Annotated in this window: 11 protein-coding genes and 1 pseudogene; 5 read left to right on the top strand and 7 right to left on the bottom strand. The window is 53.8% G+C overall.

The window, feature by feature from the left end; translation table 11 throughout:
- Positions 1-16 precede the first annotated feature (16 nt).
- The 4 genes from hofC to nadC all read right to left on the bottom strand — a co-directional run bounded on the left by hofC (position 17) and on the right by nadC (position 4,147).
- Entirely contained in the window at positions 17-1,219 is a 1,203-nt protein-coding gene (gene hofC / locus OGW13_RS07205; protein WP_287115841.1) for a protein transport protein HofC, read from the bottom strand.
- A complete protein-coding gene (gspE, locus tag OGW13_RS07200) occupies positions 1,209-2,594 on the bottom strand; it encodes a type II secretion system protein GspE (RefSeq protein WP_287115840.1) in 1,386 nt (461 codons plus the stop codon). The genes hofC and gspE overlap by 11 nt, the downstream gene beginning before the upstream one ends.
- A 9-nt stretch (positions 2,595-2,603) precedes the next feature.
- Entirely contained in the window at positions 2,604-3,041 is a 438-nt protein-coding gene (gene ppdD / locus OGW13_RS07195) for a prepilin peptidase-dependent pilin (RefSeq protein ID WP_042997921.1), read from the bottom strand.
- 206 nt (positions 3,042-3,247) lie between these two features.
- Positions 3,248-4,147: a carboxylating nicotinate-nucleotide diphosphorylase gene (nadC, locus tag OGW13_RS07190; protein ID WP_287115839.1), complete on the bottom strand. Its 900-nt coding sequence runs from the start codon at positions 4,145-4,147 to the stop codon at positions 3,248-3,250.
- Between the two features lie 180 nt (positions 4,148-4,327).
- Here nadC and ampD point away from each other — a divergent pair.
- Together ampD and ampE are read left to right on the top strand one after the other, a co-directional pair.
- Positions 4,328-4,794, top strand: a pseudogene (gene ampD / locus OGW13_RS07185) (1,6-anhydro-N-acetylmuramyl-L-alanine amidase AmpD).
- The gene (gene ampE, locus OGW13_RS07180; RefSeq protein ID WP_044255451.1) at positions 4,791-5,645 is read left to right on the top strand and encodes a beta-lactamase regulator AmpE; all 855 of its coding nucleotides are present in this window, start codon (positions 4,791-4,793) and stop codon (positions 5,643-5,645) included. Before ampD ends, ampE begins: the two are co-directional and overlap by 4 nt.
- Before the next feature lie 47 nt (positions 5,646-5,692).
- On the opposite strand, the gene OGW13_RS07175 is transcribed toward ampE, so the two are convergent.
- From OGW13_RS07175 to aroP, 3 genes are all read right to left on the bottom strand, one after another.
- Positions 5,693-6,643: a glycoside hydrolase family 43 protein gene (locus OGW13_RS07175; protein ID WP_181628144.1), complete on the bottom strand. Its 951-nt coding sequence runs from the start codon at positions 6,641-6,643 to the stop codon at positions 5,693-5,695.
- The gene (locus OGW13_RS07170; RefSeq protein WP_042997916.1) at positions 6,643-8,049 is read right to left on the bottom strand and encodes a glycoside-pentoside-hexuronide (GPH):cation symporter; all 1,407 of its coding nucleotides are present in this window, start codon (positions 8,047-8,049) and stop codon (positions 6,643-6,645) included. Before OGW13_RS07170 ends, OGW13_RS07175 begins: the two co-directional genes overlap by 1 nt.
- 158 nt (positions 8,050-8,207) lie before the next feature.
- Positions 8,208-9,581 carry an aromatic amino acid transporter AroP gene (aroP, locus tag OGW13_RS07165; RefSeq protein WP_086512694.1) on the bottom strand — a complete coding sequence of 458 codons (1,374 nt, stop codon included), beginning with the start codon at positions 9,579-9,581 and terminating at the stop codon, positions 8,208-8,210.
- Between the two features lie 589 nt (positions 9,582-10,170).
- Between aroP and pdhR the strand changes: the two genes are divergently transcribed.
- From pdhR to aceF, 3 genes are all read left to right on the top strand, one after another.
- Positions 10,171-10,935 carry a pyruvate dehydrogenase complex transcriptional repressor PdhR gene (gene pdhR / locus OGW13_RS07160; protein WP_042997914.1) on the top strand — a complete coding sequence of 255 codons (765 nt, stop codon included), beginning with the start codon at positions 10,171-10,173 and terminating at the stop codon, positions 10,933-10,935.
- A gap of 288 nt (positions 10,936-11,223) precedes the next feature.
- On the top strand, positions 11,224-13,887 hold the full coding sequence (gene aceE, locus OGW13_RS07155) for a pyruvate dehydrogenase (acetyl-transferring), homodimeric type (protein WP_042997913.1): 2,664 nt from the start codon (positions 11,224-11,226) through the stop codon (positions 13,885-13,887).
- A 14-nt stretch (positions 13,888-13,901) separates the two neighbouring features.
- Positions 13,902-15,797, top strand: a complete 1,896-nt coding sequence (gene aceF, locus OGW13_RS07150) for a pyruvate dehydrogenase complex dihydrolipoyllysine-residue acetyltransferase (RefSeq protein ID WP_287115838.1) — start codon at positions 13,902-13,904, stop codon at positions 15,795-15,797.
- Positions 15,798-15,818: the final 21 nt, after the last annotated feature.

The raw sequence follows: 15,818 nt of genomic DNA, 5'->3' as shown, positions 1-15,818 counted from the left end.
CTGTCGACTTCCTTCGTTATCCCACGCCACTCATCGCATCGCCCAGATGGAAAATCGGTAAATACATCGCCACGACCAGTGTGCCGATGATAAGCCCTGTAATCACCAGCAGCGCGGGTTCCAGTAGTGCCGCCAGGTTGTCAGCCATCGCCTGGGTATGTTCATCATGATGACGGGCAAGGTTGCGCAACATGATATCCAGCGAGCCAGAGGCTTCTCCGGTCCTGACCAGTTGCAGACATAATGGGCTAAATTCTTCCGCATTTTTGAGTGCCTGCCAGACGGGCACGCCGGTACTGATATCGTGCTGTACCTGGGCCAGGCGCAGTGCCCAGTAAGGGCACTGAATCGTCTCTTTCACACTCTTAAGCGCGGGTAAAAATGGGATCCCCGCCGTCTGCGTTAGCGCGAGGATGGTAAAAATTTGTGTGAGCTTCTGACCCCTTATCAACTGGCCCATCACGGGCATGCGGAGTAATCCTCTCTGGCGCAGCATTTGCCAGCCGGGCTTTCGGCTCAGCAGGCTGTTGGTTGCAATTAACATGACGAGCATCAGGACAATCAGCCCACTCCAGCGTTGACTCCAGTCGGCAAACGCGATGATCCCCTGAGTGAGAGCAGGTAGCGGCGTGTTAAAGGTCCGGTAAATGGCGGCAAATTCAGGCAGGACAAAGTGGAGCATCGCCACCACTACCATGACCGCCATCGTTAAAATAATGATGGGATAGCGCAGTGCTTTTTTGACCTTATCGGTTAACTGTTTTTGCGCCTTCTGCTGCCGGGCGAGTTCAAAGCAGCATTCATCCAGTTTCCCGGTTAACTCTCCGGTGCGTATCATCGCCTGATACAGCGGTGGAAACACGTCAGGCCACTGCGCCAGCGCGCTGGAGAGCGGCGTACCGTGTTCCAGTTCGTTTGCAAGACTCCCTAACAGGGCTTGCCACTGCTTGCTCGGTTGCTGTCCGGCAAGCAATTCCAGCCCTTCAGACAGCGTTAGCCCCGCTTTTAGCAGCGTAGCGAGCTGGTGAATCACTTCCGTGGATTTGTCATGGCGCCAGAGCGCACGCTTTACGCGTAAGGATTTCATGCGCAAAGGTATTATCTGATGCTGTTCAAGTTCCTGCATCAACACGAGTCGGTTTTCCGCCCAACGGGTTCCCTCTCCGGGCAGGCCATCGTGATTCATTCCCTGCCAGTACCACAGCTTTTTAGTGATCATCTGGCATACCCAGAATGCGCACCAGTTCCTCAAACGTCGTCAGCCCTTGATCGACGGCGCGGCATCCGCTTTCAAAGAGTGTGCTCATTCCTGCCTGTTTTGCATGGGCTTCCAGCGTTGCGGCTGAGGCGTCGTTGGCAATCTGATGACGCAGTTCAGCGGTGATCGCAAGTAATTCAAACAACGCCGCACGACCATAGAAGCCGTGATAGCAGTGTTCGCAGCCAACCGCCTGCCAGCGGGGTAGCGGCGTTGGGTACCATGCGGGCGGTAAGCGAAGGGGATCGTCACTCAGCCGTCGACAGTGCGGACACAGTTTTCTGACCAGCCGTTGCGCGACCACTAAGGTTAACGCGGAAGAGAGCATCCAGCGCGCCACCCCCATCTGCTGTAAGCGTACCAGCGCTTCGCAGGTTGAGTTGGTATGCAGCGTGGAAAGCACCAGATGCCCGGTCTGTGCGGCCTTAATAGCAATTTCTGCGGTTTCGCCGTCGCGGATCTCACCTACCATGATGACATCCGGATCCTGGCGTAGCAGTGCCCGCAATACGCCTTGAAAGGTCAGCCCGGCACGGGGATGGATCTGCGTCTGATTGATACCGTCGAGGGGAATCTCCACCGGATCCTCAACACTGCACAGATTCACCTCCGGTGCGTTTCGCGTTTGCAGCGCGCTATAAAGCGTTACCGTTTTACCGCTACCCGTGGGGCCAGTGACGAGGATCAGCCCCTGAGGTTGTTGCAGGGCGTGGAGGAAGGTAGAGAGTTGCGTGTCGTGCATACCCAGCGTGCAGGCATCCAGTGCCTGATTTACCTGATGCAGCAACCGTAGCACTACCTTTTCGCCATAACGACAGGGAAGGGTGGCGATACGAAACGAGACGGCAGCGCCGTTCAACTCAATGGTAAATTGCCCGTCCTGCGGCAAGCGGTGTTCCGCGATATCCAGATGGCTTAACACTTTCAAACGTGCTGTCAGGGCGATACCGGTCTCTTTGGCGATATTGGGTAAGCTATGTAGCACGCCGTCCACGCGTAAGCGGAGACGGACGTGATGCTCTGCAGGTTCTATGTGGATATCTGAGGCCCGTTTCGCCAGCGCGCTTTGTAATGTGTTATCCAGTAAAACCGCCGCGCTGACGCTGCTCTCAGGCACCACGGACGGCAGCGCGGGTGAGGCGTGATGCTGGTGTTGCTCCATTTGCTGGCGCGTCCAGCAGGCAATCTCAATGCGGCGAGTCGTGGCAAAATGCAGGGCGTCCAGCAGTTCATGAGAAGGGGCATCTTCGATGGCAATGTGTACCACATCGTTATTGGCATCAAGTAATATCCCCTGGTAGCGCTGGCACAGCGCGCTGAGTTGCGTCGTGTTCATGGCGCTTCCTTAATGGCTATCGAAGCGAAAGACGTCTTCGCAGGCCTGTTTTAACGCGCTGTCATTCTGGATGTTGCAGTTACGCGTCCAGCCCGTAATGCCTTCTGCTTTGTCCCACCCAGGGGTCATGATGACGCTAAGCCCGTTCAGACTTTCCTGGCCAGTAAGCGAAACCACCCCATTTTCGACGCTCATTCCTGAGACATAGCGCGTTGTTGTGGGAGAGGGAATCCCGTTGACGCTTGCGTCGCAGGTGTCTGTACCACCATGCTCCAGGGCGCAGAGTTCGACGGCAGTGCGGTAGGGGACAAAGGTTTGCAGCATATCCGTTAGCGCCGCTTTGCGCAGATAGTTCTGATAGGCCGGAATGCCGATGGCGCTGAGGATGGCAATAATGCCGATCACCACCATCAGTTCAATAAGGGTAAATCCGCGTTGTTTATCCATTGTTCGCTCCTTGAGTGAGTGGACGTCACTTTGGCAAACGCCGGCACGCCAGGCGAGTAGCAAAAAATGAATCAGGAAGGCGGGTTCAGAGGAATGTTATCGGTTTGCAGTCGCAAGCAATGAGATTGCGAGGCTCGACGAGGATTTTAGTGATTGAAAGGAATAAACAGGCCCGATAAGCAGCGCGTTATCAGGCCGTATAATGATTACGCGTTAGCGAAGCGCATGGACAGGTCCAGCGCCCGGAGATGCTTGGTTAGCGCACCCACGGAGATAAAATCGACGCCAGTTTCGGCAAATTCCCGCAGCGTTTCGTTGGTCACGTTGCCGGAAACTTCCAGGCGCGCCTGGCCGTTGGTCCGTTTTACCGCCTCACGCATCTGTTCCGTTTCAAAGTTGTCCAGCATGATGATGTCGGCACCGGCTTTCAGCGCGTCGTCCAGTTCATCGAGGTTTTCAACTTCGACTTCTACAGGCACATCCGGATGCAGCCAGAAGGCTTTCTCCACCGCCTGACGCACGGAACCAGACGCAATAATGTGGTTCTCTTTGATCAGGAAGGCATCCGAAAGCCCCAGGCGATGATTCGCGCCACCGCCGCAGAGTACGGCATATTTCAGCGCGGTACGCAGGCCCGGCAGTGTTTTACGCGTGTCCAGAAGTTGGGTCTTTGTGCCCGCCAGGATGTCGACGTATTTACGCACTTCACTGGCAACCCCTGACAGGGTTTGCACGAAGTTCAGCGCGGTGCGCTCGCCGGTCAGTAACACGCGAGAGGGGCCGTCCAGTTCAAATAGCGGTTGATTCGCTTTGATGCTGTCGCCATCTTCCACATGCCAGGTGATACTGACATCATCACCAGACAGTTGAATAAAGACCTCTTCAACCCAGCGTTTGCCACAAAAAACGCCGTCTTCACGGGTGATGACCGTGGCATGAGAACGGGTATTCTCCGGTAAAAGTTGAGCCGTAATATCGTTGCTGGCATCCACTTGACCGCCTAAATCTTCGCGTAGCGCCTGGGCGACAACGTTTGGGATATCCAGGTTAATACGTTCCAACAGCGCGTCACGTCGGTAGTCAGGGTTATAGCGGCGAGGCGGCATGATAAAACTCCAAATTGCTAACGAATCATAAGGTAGAAACATGCTACTCTGAAGCGGCTATAAGCACCACTCAAAAGGAGATTCAGCATGTTGTTAGACAAGGGCTGGCTGGCGGAAGCGCGACGCGTTCCTTCTCCGCACCACGATTGCCGCCCGGATGATGAAGTCCCTTCGTTACTGGTGGTGCACAATATCAGCCTGCCGCCCGGCGAGTTTGGCGGTCCGTGGATTGACGCACTATTCACTGGAACAATTGATCCCAATGCCCATCCTTTTTTTGCCGAAATCGCGCATCTTCGCGTTTCCGCTCATTGTCTGATTCGCCGTGATGGCGAAATCGTTCAGTATGTTCCTTTTGATAAGCATGGCATGCCGGCGTGTCGAATTATCATGGACGTGAACGCTGCAATGATTTTTCGATTGGTATTGAGCTGGAAGGGACCGATACGCTGGCTTACACCGATGCCCAGTATCAACAACTGGCTGCCATCACGCGTGCATTAATAAAGATTTATCCGGCCGTTGCCGAAAACATAACCGGACACTGTGATATTGCGCCTGAGCGTAAGACCGATCCCGGTCCGGCTTTTGACTGGGCAAAGTTTCGCGCCCTGGTCACCGCCTCGTCAGATAAGGAGATGACATGACGCTATTTACGACATTACTGGTGCTGCTTGTCGAGCGCCTGTTTAAGCTGGGCGAACACTGGCAGTTCGATCACCGTTTAGAAACTTTTTTTCGCCGGGTCAAACGCTTCTCAATGGCGCGTACGCTCGGGATGATGATCATCGCAATGGTGGTCACATTCCTGTTGCTGCGAGCGCTCGATGGACTGCTGTTTAATGTGCCAACGATTGTGGCGTGGATCCTGATTGGGTTGCTGTGCATTGGCGCGGGCAAAGTGCGGATGCACTATCACGCTTACCTTAACGCGGCGTCTCGCGATGATGCGCATGCCCGAACGGCGATGGCCAGCGAACTGACGTTGATTCATGGCGTTCCACCGGATTGCAATGAGCGTGAGTTTTTGCGTGAACTGCAAAATGCGCTGCTGTGGATTAACTTCCGTTTCTATATCGCGCCGCTGTTCTGGCTGATCGTCGGTGGTCCATGTGGACCGGTACTGCTGGTGGGCTATGCCTTCCTGCGTTCGTGGCAGTCCTGGCTGGCGCGTTACCAGACGCCGCATGAGCGCTTACAGTCCGGCATCGATGCCATTCTTCATGTTCTCGACTGGATCCCGGTGCGTCTGGCGGGCGTGGTGTATGCCCTGATCGGTCATGGAGAAAAAGCGTTGCCCGCGTGGTTTGCCTCTCTGGCGGATCTGCGTACTTCGCAATATCAGGTGTTAACACGCCTGGCGCAGTTCTCGCTGGCGCGTGAGTCGCATACCGATAAGGTTGAAACGCCAAAAGCGGCCGTTTCCATGGCGAAGAAAACGTCGTTTGCCTTAGTGGTGGTGATTGCCGTGCTCACCATTTATGGCACGTTGATTTAACGTCCTGGCAGGACGCCCGGTAAGTTGCGTGTTACCGGGCAATGATGTTAAAGCGTATCTGCGGGCGGGATGCCGAAGTCTGGCATTCCGTGGTCATCCCAGTGAATCAGCTTCAGACGTGTATGCCGATTGGGATCGTAGAGCGGATCGCCTTCAATTTCGGTGTAGTTACGCGCGTGATACACCAGCACGTCATCGCCTTCCGGTGTTTGGGTAAAGCTGTTGTGCCCGGGTCCATACTGGCGATTTTCATTGCTGGTGGTAAACACCGGCCGCGGGGATTTATGCCAGTTTGCCGGATTCAGCGGATCGGCGTGAATATCAATCCATAACAGTCCCATGCAGTAATTTTCATCCGTGGCGCTGGCGGAGTAGCTGATAAACAGCCTGTCACCGTGGGTTAATACTGCCGGACCTTCATTGACCCAAAAACCCCGACACTCCCAGTCGTACTCCGGTTTGCTGAGCATCACCGGCTGGCCTTTAATCGTCCAGGGATTTTCCAACTCCGCCAGATAAATGTTGGAGTTACCGGCGATATCTGGGAATTTTTGCGCCCACAGATACCACTGTTTTCCCTGATGGTGGAATGTTGTGGCATCGAGTGCAAAGGTATCAAACGGTGTTTTCACTTGACCCTTTTCGACCCAGTTGCCGGTGAGCGGATCGGGATCTGTACACTCCAGCGCGTACATCCGATGCTGAAACATGCCCAGTTTGTCGAGCGCCTGAGTATGCGCGGCGGCAAAGTAGATGACCCATCTACCATCGAGGTGATGAATTTCCGGTGCCCAGATCAGCTCGCTCATCGGGCCGTGTTCGGGTTTGCGCCAGACGACAACGGGTGACGCTGTACGTAATCCTTCCAGCGAATCCGCCCGCCGGATTTCCAGTCGGTCGTACTCTGGCACTGAGGCAATAAAGTAATAGTCGCTGCCGTCGCGCAGGATAAACGGATCGGCGCGTTGTTCAATAAACGGGTTAGGCCAGTTTTGCATCAGGCTTTCCTTACGGTTTCAGTGGCTTTCAGTTCCTGATAATCATTGAGTTCGCGGTAGTTAGCGCGGCGTTTTTCCAGATCGTCCTGAATCTGTTTCATCAGTTCGCGGTCGACTTTCAACAGACGTACTACGCCGGCGGTAATCAGATAGCCGACTCCCGGAATCACGGTAAAGAGCAGCATGATGCCGTTGATCGCGGAGTCGCTTTGCGCTTTCGCCCCGGCATCGTAGCCGTACCACGAGAGCAGAAAGCCAACCATCGCCCCGGCAATCGCCAGACCGAGTTTCAGGAAGAATAGGTTGCCGGAAAAGCTAATGCCGGTAATGCGCTTGCCGGTTTTCCATTCGCCGTAGTCGTCAACGTCCGCCATCAGCGACCAGTGTAGCGGCGACGGGATTTGGTGCAAAATGTTAAGCAGGAAGTAGAGCACGACAATCATCATCGTGGCTTTGGGATCGAAGAAGTAAAACGCGCAGGAGAAAAGGGCCAGCGCGATGTTGGTCCAGAAGAAAACCTTTAGCTTGCACCAGCGGTCGGTCAGCACTTTCGCCAACACGCTACCGATCATCATGCCGACCACGCCGAGACTGATAAAGATCGTGGCGAAATGGGTGCTTTGTCCCATGACCCAGGTGACGTAGTACATGGTTGCCGCCATACGGATAAAGCCCGGGCAGACGTTGCACAGCGTCAGCAGCAGTATGCGTACCCACTGGTCGTTCTTCCATACGTCTTTGAAGTCGTTTTTCATGTCATCGTGCGTGGGAACGGCAGGGCGCACACGTTCACGAACGGTGGCAAAGCAGAACAGGAACATACACATGCCGATAATGGCCAGCACGGTCATCGCCAGTTGATAGCCCTTCGCTTTGTCATCGCCGCCAAACCAGTCGACCATTGGCAGTAGAGTGAGCGACAGCAGCAACGTCGCGATACCGACCAGTACAAAGCGATAAGACTGGCAGGCCACGCGTTCTTTCGGATCGTTGGTGATCACGCCGCCCAATGAGCAATAAGGAATGTTGATCGCCGTGTAAGTAATCGACAGCAGGAAGTATGTGACAAACGCATAGATAACCTTGCTGCTATAAGTCCACTCCGGGGTGGTGAACATCAGAATGCTGAACAGCGCGTAAGGGAAGGCAATCCACAGTAACCATGGACGAAAACGGCCATATTTGCTTTGGGTTCGGTCAGCAATAGCGCCCATAATGGGGTCAGTAACGGCGTCGATAACGCGTACTGACAGTAATAACACCCCTACCAGAGCCGGGGCGAGACCAAAAACATCCGTATAAAAATAGTTAACAAACAGCATGATAGCGCCAAAGATGATGTTGCATCCGGCATCGCCCATGCCATAACCAATCTTTTCTCTTACCGACAGCTTACCTGTATCCATTGAGATGTCTCCCCATCAAGGTGATGGAAAGAATTATTCGTCTGTAAGCCTTTAATTGCGTTGCAGGATAGCGCCGCTGATATGGACGAAATGGCTGTTGGGGAGAAAGTGTGAGGCAGGTAACAACCCTCACCCATGACGGGTGAGGGTTCAAGGAATTAATGGGCTTTCGCCGTCTTCGCGGATTTCTGTTTGCACAGATAACCGATGCCAAGAACAACCAGCCATACCGGGATCAGGTAAACCGAAATCGCCATACCCGGCGTCATCAGCATAATTACCAGCACCGCCGCCATGAAGGCCAGACAGACCCAGTTACCCAGCGGGTAGAACAGTGCCGGGAAGCGGGTTTTCACTCCCTGTTGCTGCTTCGCTCGGCGGAATTTGATGTGCGCCAGACTGATCATCGCCCAGTTGATCACCAGTGCGGAGACCACCAGCGCCATCAGCAGGCCGAAGGCGGATTCTGGCGCCATGTAGTTGATCAATACGCACAGCGCCGTCACCAGCGCCGAAACGATGATGGTATTCACCGGCACGCCGCGTTTGTCGATAGTGAGCAGGATTTTCGGGGCGTTACCCTGTTGCGCCAGACCAAACAGCATGCGGCTGTTACAGTAAACGCAACTGTTGTATACCGACAGTGCCGCCGTCAGAACCACGATATTCAGCGCGTTCGCCACGAAGGTATCGCCCAGCTCGTGGAAGATTAGGACAAACGGGCTGGTGTCAGCGGTGACACGCGTCCACGGCAGCAGGGAAAGCAGAACGGCCAGTGAACCCACATAGAAAATCAGAATACGATAGATTACCTGGTTGGTGGCTTTGGGAATGCTCTGCTCTGGGTTATCGGCTTCAGCTGCGGTGATACCGACCAGCTCGAGCCCGCCGAAAGAGAACATGATGATCGCCATCATCATTACCAGCCCGGTCATACCATGAGGCAGGAAGCCGCCCTGTTCCCACAGGTTACGCACGGTTGCCTGCGGGCCGCCATTGCCGCTGAACAGCAGCCAGCCGCCGAACAGGATCATCGCGACCACGGCGATGACTTTGATGATCGCAAACCAGAACTCCATCTCACCGAACACTTTTACGTTGGTCAGGTTGATGGCGTTGATCGCAATAAAGAAAACGGCTGCCGAAACCCAGGTGGGGATCTCCGGCCACCAGAACTGAATGTACTTGCCGACGGCGGTCAGTTCCGCCATTGCAACCAGCACATACAGCACCCAATAGTTCCAGCCCGATGCAAATCCCGCAAAACTTCCCCAGTACTTGTAGGCAAAGTGACTGAATGAACCGGCGACCGGCTCCTCAACCACCATTTCACCCAACTGACGCATAATAAGGAAGGCAATAAAACCGGCTATCGCATAACCCAGAATAATACCGGGGCCCGCGGACTGAATTACGGAGGCGCTTCCCAGGAACAGGCCTGTTCCTATCGCGCCGCCCAGCGCGATAAGCTGGATATGGCGGTTCTTAAGGCCGCGCTTTAGCTGCTCGCCGTGCTGCTGACTGTCCATCATGAAACCTCGTGAATGGTTTACCCTTCAGTACCCGACCGCGTGACGGCGACCGGGCAATTTGAGTAATTATTATTTGTCCTACGCAGAGATGCGTGTAAGTTTGCAATTCCGTCTGTTGTATTATTATGTTTACAGCAATGAATTTTAAAATGTCGCCGAAACTCTTTTGTCCGGAACAGAATAATGGTATGCGGCAGGGAATGCACCTGCTTTGTGAATGGATGATGACGAGTTGAATAAAAAGAGAGCAGTTGTCTCTCCCGCCTCTTACTTCCTGATAACACTTTTGTTAGATATAAAGTGATTATCTATATCTAAAATATGCATAAAAATGCATATGAATCGGTTCAACCAGGATTTTTCTTCGTTTCAATAAGGTTAAAACTACCTCTCGGGTGGTAAATTTAACATTTGTGCATAGTTACATGTTTGAAACGATATTTCTGTGTTGTTGTTAAAATGTGCCTGCTTTACTGATTTCAATCAAAACCTGTATGGACATAAGGTGAATACTTTGTTACTTTAGCGTCACAGATATGAAATTGGTAAGACCAATTGACTTCGGGCAAATGGCTTAAGACAGGACATCATGGCCTACAGCAAAATCCGCCAACCAAAATTATCCGATGTGATTGAGCAACAGCTGGAGTTTTTGATTCTTGAGGGCACACTACGCCCGGGCGAAAAACTCCCACCGGAACGCGAACTGGCGAAACAGTTCGACGTCTCCCGTCCCTCTTTGCGTGAGGCGATTCAACGTCTCGAAGCGAAGGGATTGCTGCTTCGTCGCCAGGGCGGCGGCACTTTTGTTCAGAGTAGCCTGTGGCAGAGCTTTAGCGATCCACTGGTAGAACTGCTCTCCGACCATCCTGAATCCCAGTTTGACCTGCTTGAGACGCGCCATGCGCTGGAAGGCATTGCTGCATACTACGCAGCATTGCGCAGTACGGATGAAGACAAAACACGTATTCGTGAATTGCATCATGCCATTGAACTGGCGCAAGAGTCGGGTGACCGCGATGCCGAGTCCGATGCGGTCCTCCAGTATCAAATTGCTGTCACCGAAGCTGCGCACAATGTGGTGTTACTTCATCTGCTAAGGTGTATGGAGCCCATGCTGGCCCAGAACGTACGTCAGAACTTCGAGTTGCTCTATTCGCGTCGCGAGATGCTTCCGCTGGTGAGTGGTCACCGCACCCGTATTTTCGAAGCGATTATTGCCGGTAAGCCAGAAGAGGCGCGTGAAGCATCACATCGCCATCTGGCATTTATCGAAGAGATACTGCTCGACCGCAGCCGTGAGGAGAGCCGTCGTGAACGCGCCTTACGTCGTCTAGAGCAGCGAAAGAATTAGTGATTTTTCTGGTAGCTCGTTAGCCAGAAGATGTTGTAAATCAAGCGCTAATGAATGAAAAGCGCGGCAACTAAACGCAGAACCTGTCTTATTGCACTTTTAGTTGTTCAAAATAATTCGGCTTGTATCGCAGCGGCAAGCGCGCGAGTCGCCAGGAGCATAGTGAACTATGTGACTGGCGCAAGGAAGCGCAGCCAACAAAGAGACAACCTGAAGAATGAAGAACAAAGAGCGCAATGGGACAGGTTCCAGATAACTCAACGTATTAGATAGATAAGGAATACCCCCATGTCAGAACGTTTCCCAAATGACGTGGATCCGATCGAAACTCGCGACTGGCTACAGGCGATCGAATCGGTCATCCGTGAAGAAGGTGTTGAGCGCGCTCAGTATCTGATTGACCAGCTTCTTTCTGAAGCCCGCAAAGGCGGCGTGAAAGTAGCGGCAGGTACAGGGGCAAGCAATTACATCAACACTATTGCCGTTGAAGATGAGCCGGAATATCCGGGCAATCTGGAGCTGGAGCGTCGTATTCGTTCTGCTATCCGTTGGAACGCCATCATGACCGTGCTGCGTGCGTCTAAAAAAGACCTCGAGCTGGGCGGCCACATGGCATCCTTCCAGTCTTCTGCGACCGTGTACGATGTGTGCTTCAACCACTTCTTCCGTGCCCGCAATGAGCAGGATGGCGGCGACCTGGTGTACTTCCAGGGCCACATCTCCCCGGGCATTTACGCACGTGCATTCCTGGAAGGCCGTCTGACTGAAGAGCAGATGGACAATTTCCGTCAGGAAGTTCATGGCAATGGCCTGTCTTCCTACCCGCACCCGAAACTGATGCCAGAATTCTGGCAGTTCCCGACCGTTTCTATGGGTCTGGGCCCAATCGGTGCGATCTATCAGGCTAAGTTCCTGAAATATCTGGAACACCGTGGCCTGAAAGACACCTCTAAACAGACCGTTTACGCTTTCCTTGGCGACGGTGAGATGGACGAGCCGGAATCCAAGGGTGCTATCACCATTGCGACCCGTGAAAAACTGGATAACCTGGTCTTCGTCATCAACTGTAACCTGCAGCGTCTGGACGGCCCGGTCACCGGTAACGGCAAAATCGTTAACGAGCTGGAAGGTATCTTCGAAGGTGCTGGCTGGAACGTAATCAAAGTGATGTGGGGCGGTCGTTGGGATGAGCTGCTGCGTAAAGACACCAGCGGTAAACTGATCCAACTGATGAACGAAACCGTTGACGGCGACTACCAGACCTTCAAATCCAAAGATGGCGCATACGTTCGTGAGCATTTCTTCGGTAAATATCCGGAAACCGCAGCACTGGTTGCCGACTGGACTGATGAGCAGATCTGGGCGCTGAACCGTGGTGGTCACGATCCGAAGAAAGTCTACGCTGCACTGAAAAAAGCGCAGGAAACCAAAGGCAAAGCCACCGTCATCCTGGCCCATACCATCAAAGGTTATGGCATGGGTGACACCGCCGAAGGTAAAAACATCGCTCACCAGGTGAAGAAAATGAACATGGATGGCGTGCGCTATATTCGCGACCGTTTCAATGTTCCGGTTACTGACGAGCAGGTTGAAAAACTGTCTTACATTACCTTCCCGGAAGGTTCTGAAGAGCACAAATATCTGCACGAACGCCGCCAGGCGCTGCACGGCTACCTGCCGAGCCGTCAGCCGAACTTCACTGAGAAGCTGGAACTGCCGACCCTGGAAGACTTCGGCGCGCTGCTGGAAGAGCAGAACAAAGAAATCTCTACGACCATCGCTTTCGTTCGTGCCCTGAACGTGATGCTGAAGAACAAATCGATCAAAGATCGTCTGGTTCCGATCATCGCCGACGAAGCGCGTACTTTCGGTATGGAAGGTCTGTTCCGTCAGATTGGTATTTACAGCCCGAACGGCCAGCAGTACACCCCGCAGGACCGTGAACAGGTTGCGTACTACAAAGAAGACGAGAAAGGTCAGATTCTGCAGGAAGGGATCAACGAGCTGGGCGCAGGGTCTTCCTGGCTGGCCGCGGCGACTTCCTATAGCACCAACGATCTGCCGATGATTCCGTTCTACATCTACTACTCCATGTTCGGTTTCCAGCGTATCGGCGACCTGTGCTGGGCAGCAGGTGACCAACAGGCGCGTGGCTTCCTGATTGGCGGGACGTCTGGTCGTACAACGCTGAACGGTGAAGGTCTGCAGCACGAAGATGGTCACAGCCATATTCAGTCTCTGACTATCCCGAACTGTATCTCTTACGATCCGTCTTATGCCTACGAAGTTGCAGTCATCATGCACGATGGTCTGGAGCGTATGTACGGTGAGAAACAAGAGAACGTTTACTACTACATCACCACGCTGAACGAAAACTACCACATGCCAGCCATGCCGGAAGGTGCTGAGGAAGGTATCCGTAAAGGTATCTACAAACTCGAAACCCTGGAAGGTAGCAAAGGTAAAGTTCAGCTGCTGGGCTCCGGTTCTATCCTGCGTCACGTTCGTGAAGCGGCAGAGATCCTGGCGAAAGACTACGGCGTGGGTTCTGACGTGTACAGCGTCACCTCCTTCACCGAACTGGCACGTGATGGTCAGGACTGTGAACGCTGGAACATGCTGCACCCACTGGAAACCCCGCGCGTTCCGTACATCGCTCAGGTGATGAACGACGCGCCGGCTGTAGCATCAACTGACTATATGAAACTGTTTGCCGAACAGGTTCGTACTTATGTACCGGCTGATGATTATCGCGTACTGGGTACCGACGGTTTCGGTCGCTCTGACAGCCGTGAAAACCTGCGTCACCACTTCGAAGTGGATGCTTCCTACGTGGTAGTCGCGGCACTGGGCGAACTGGCTAAACGTGGCGAAATCGATAAGAAAGTGGTTGCGGATGCAATTACCAAATTCAACATCGATGCAGAAAAAGTTAACCCGCGTCTGGCGTAAGAGGTAAAAGAATAATGGCTATCGAAATCAAAGTACCGGACATCGGGGCAGATGAAGTTGAAATCACCGAGATCCTGGTCAAAGTAGGCGACAAGGTAGAAGCCGAACAGTCGCTGATCACCGTAGAAGGCGATAAAGCCTCTATGGAAGTTCCGTCTCCACAGGCTGGCGTTGTCAAAGAGATCAAAGTCTCTGTTGGCGACAAAACAGAGACTGGCAAATTGATCATGATTTTCGATTCCGCTGACGGTGCAGCAGCCGCTGCACCTGCTCCGGCAGAAGAGAAGAAAGAAGCCGCTCCGGCAGCAGCACCTGCAGCTGCAGCAGCGAAAGACGTCCATGTACCCGACATCGGCGGTGACGAAGTTGAAGTGACTGAGATCATGGTCAAAGTGGGCGATACCGTTGCCGCTGAACAGTCCCTAATCACCGTAGAAGGCGACAAAGCTTCTATGGAAGTGCCGGCGCCGTTTGCGGGTACCGTGAAAGAGATCAAAATCAACACCGGCGACAAAGTGTCTACCGGCTCCCTGATCATGGTCTTCGAAGTGGCGGGTGCTGCACCTGCTGCCGCGCCTGCACAGGCCGCTGCTCCGGCCCCGGCTGCTGCACCAGCAGCCACTGGCGCGAAAGACGTTAACGTACCGGATATCGGCGGTGACGAAGTTGAAGTGACCGAAGTGATGGTGAAAGTGGGCGATAAAGTGGCCGCTGAGCAATCACTGATCACCGTTGAAGGCGACAAAGCTTCTATGGAAGTGCCGGCGCCGTTCGCGGGTACCGTTAAAGAAATCAAGATCAGCACCGGCGATAAAGTGAAAACCGGCTCTCTGATTATGGTCTTCGAAGTGGAAGGCGCAGCACCTGCTGCTGCCGCGCCACAGCAGGCTGCCGCACCGGCTCCAGCCGCTGCATCTGCACCTGCGCCAGCTGCCGCTGCTCCGGCCGCAAAAGCTGAAGGCAAATCTGAGTTTGCTGAGAACGATGCTTACGTTCATGCGACCCCACTGATTCGCCGTCTGGCGCGCGAGTTCGGCGTGAACCTGGCGAAAGTGAAGGGCACAGGCCGTAAAGGTCGTATCTTGCGCGAAGACGTTCAGGCTTACGTGAAAGACGCTATCAAGCGTGCGGAAGCTGCTCCGGCAGCCGCAGCAGGTGGTGGTATCCCGGGCATGCTGCCATGGCCGAAAGTCGACTTCAGCAAGTTTGGTGAAATCGAAGAAGTGGAACTGGGCCGCATCCAGAAAATCTCTGGTACTAACCTGAGCCGTAACTGGGTGATGATCCCGCACGTTACCCACTTCGACAAAACCGATATCACCGACCTGGAAGCGTTCCGTAAACAGCAGAACGCTGAGGCTGAGAAGCGCAAACTGGACGTGAAATTCACCCCAGTGGTCTTCATCATGAAAGCGGTTGCTGCGGCTCTGGAACAGATGCCACGCTTCAACAGCTCCTTGTCCGAAGACGGCCAGCGCCTGACGCTGAAGAAATACATCAACATCGGTGTGGCGGTAGATACCCCGAATGGTCTGGTGGTTCCGGTCTTTAAAGACGTGAACAAGAAGAGCGTGACCGAGCTGTCTCGTGAACTGACGGCTATCTCTAAGAAAGCGCGTGACGGTAAGCTGACGGCTGGCGAAATGCAGGGCGGTTGCTTCACCATCTCCAGCATCGGCGGCCTGGGTACGACCCACTTTGCACCGATTGTGAACGCGCCTGAAGTCGCGATCCTGGGTGTCTCCAAGTCCGCGATGGAGCCAGTGTGGAATGGTAAAGAGTTCGTACCGCGTCTGATGATGCCGATCTCTCTGTCCTTCGACCACCGCGTGATTGACGGTGCTGATGGTGCGCGTTTCATTACCATCATTAACAATATGCTGTCTGACATTCGCCGCCTGGTGATGTAAGCAAAAAAGCCGGCCCGACGG

The organism is Citrobacter sp. Ca225 (assembly GCF_030337175.1).
GTDB lineage: Bacteria > Pseudomonadota > Gammaproteobacteria > Enterobacterales > Enterobacteriaceae > Citrobacter_A > Citrobacter_A amalonaticus.
This window is presented reverse-complemented; position numbering and strand designations above follow the sequence as displayed.

Bases quoted from the DNA above. Each gene is read 5' to 3' on its own strand.
- hofC (WP_287115841.1), bottom strand. From the start codon at position 1,219: ATGATCACTAAAAAGCTGTGGTACTGGCAGGGAATGAATCACGATGGC.
- gspE (WP_287115840.1), bottom strand. From the start codon at position 2,594: ATGAACACGACGCAACTCAGCGCGCTGTGCCAGCGCTACCAGGGGATA.
- ppdD (WP_042997921.1), bottom strand. From the start codon at position 3,041: ATGGATAAACAACGCGGATTTACCCTTATTGAACTGATGGTGGTGATC.
- nadC (WP_287115839.1), bottom strand. From the start codon at position 4,147: ATGCCGCCTCGCCGCTATAACCCTGACTACCGACGTGACGCGCTGTTG.
- ampE (WP_044255451.1), top strand. From the start codon at position 4,791: ATGACGCTATTTACGACATTACTGGTGCTGCTTGTCGAGCGCCTGTTT.
- OGW13_RS07175 (WP_181628144.1), bottom strand. From the start codon at position 6,643: ATGCAAAACTGGCCTAACCCGTTTATTGAACAACGCGCCGATCCGTTT.
- OGW13_RS07170 (WP_042997916.1), bottom strand. From the start codon at position 8,049: ATGGATACAGGTAAGCTGTCGGTAAGAGAAAAGATTGGTTATGGCATG.
- aroP (WP_086512694.1), bottom strand. From the start codon at position 9,581: ATGATGGACAGTCAGCAGCACGGCGAGCAGCTAAAGCGCGGCCTTAAG.
- pdhR (WP_042997914.1), top strand. From the start codon at position 10,171: ATGGCCTACAGCAAAATCCGCCAACCAAAATTATCCGATGTGATTGAG.
- aceE (WP_042997913.1), top strand. From the start codon at position 11,224: ATGTCAGAACGTTTCCCAAATGACGTGGATCCGATCGAAACTCGCGAC.
- aceF (WP_287115838.1), top strand. From the start codon at position 13,902: ATGGCTATCGAAATCAAAGTACCGGACATCGGGGCAGATGAAGTTGAA.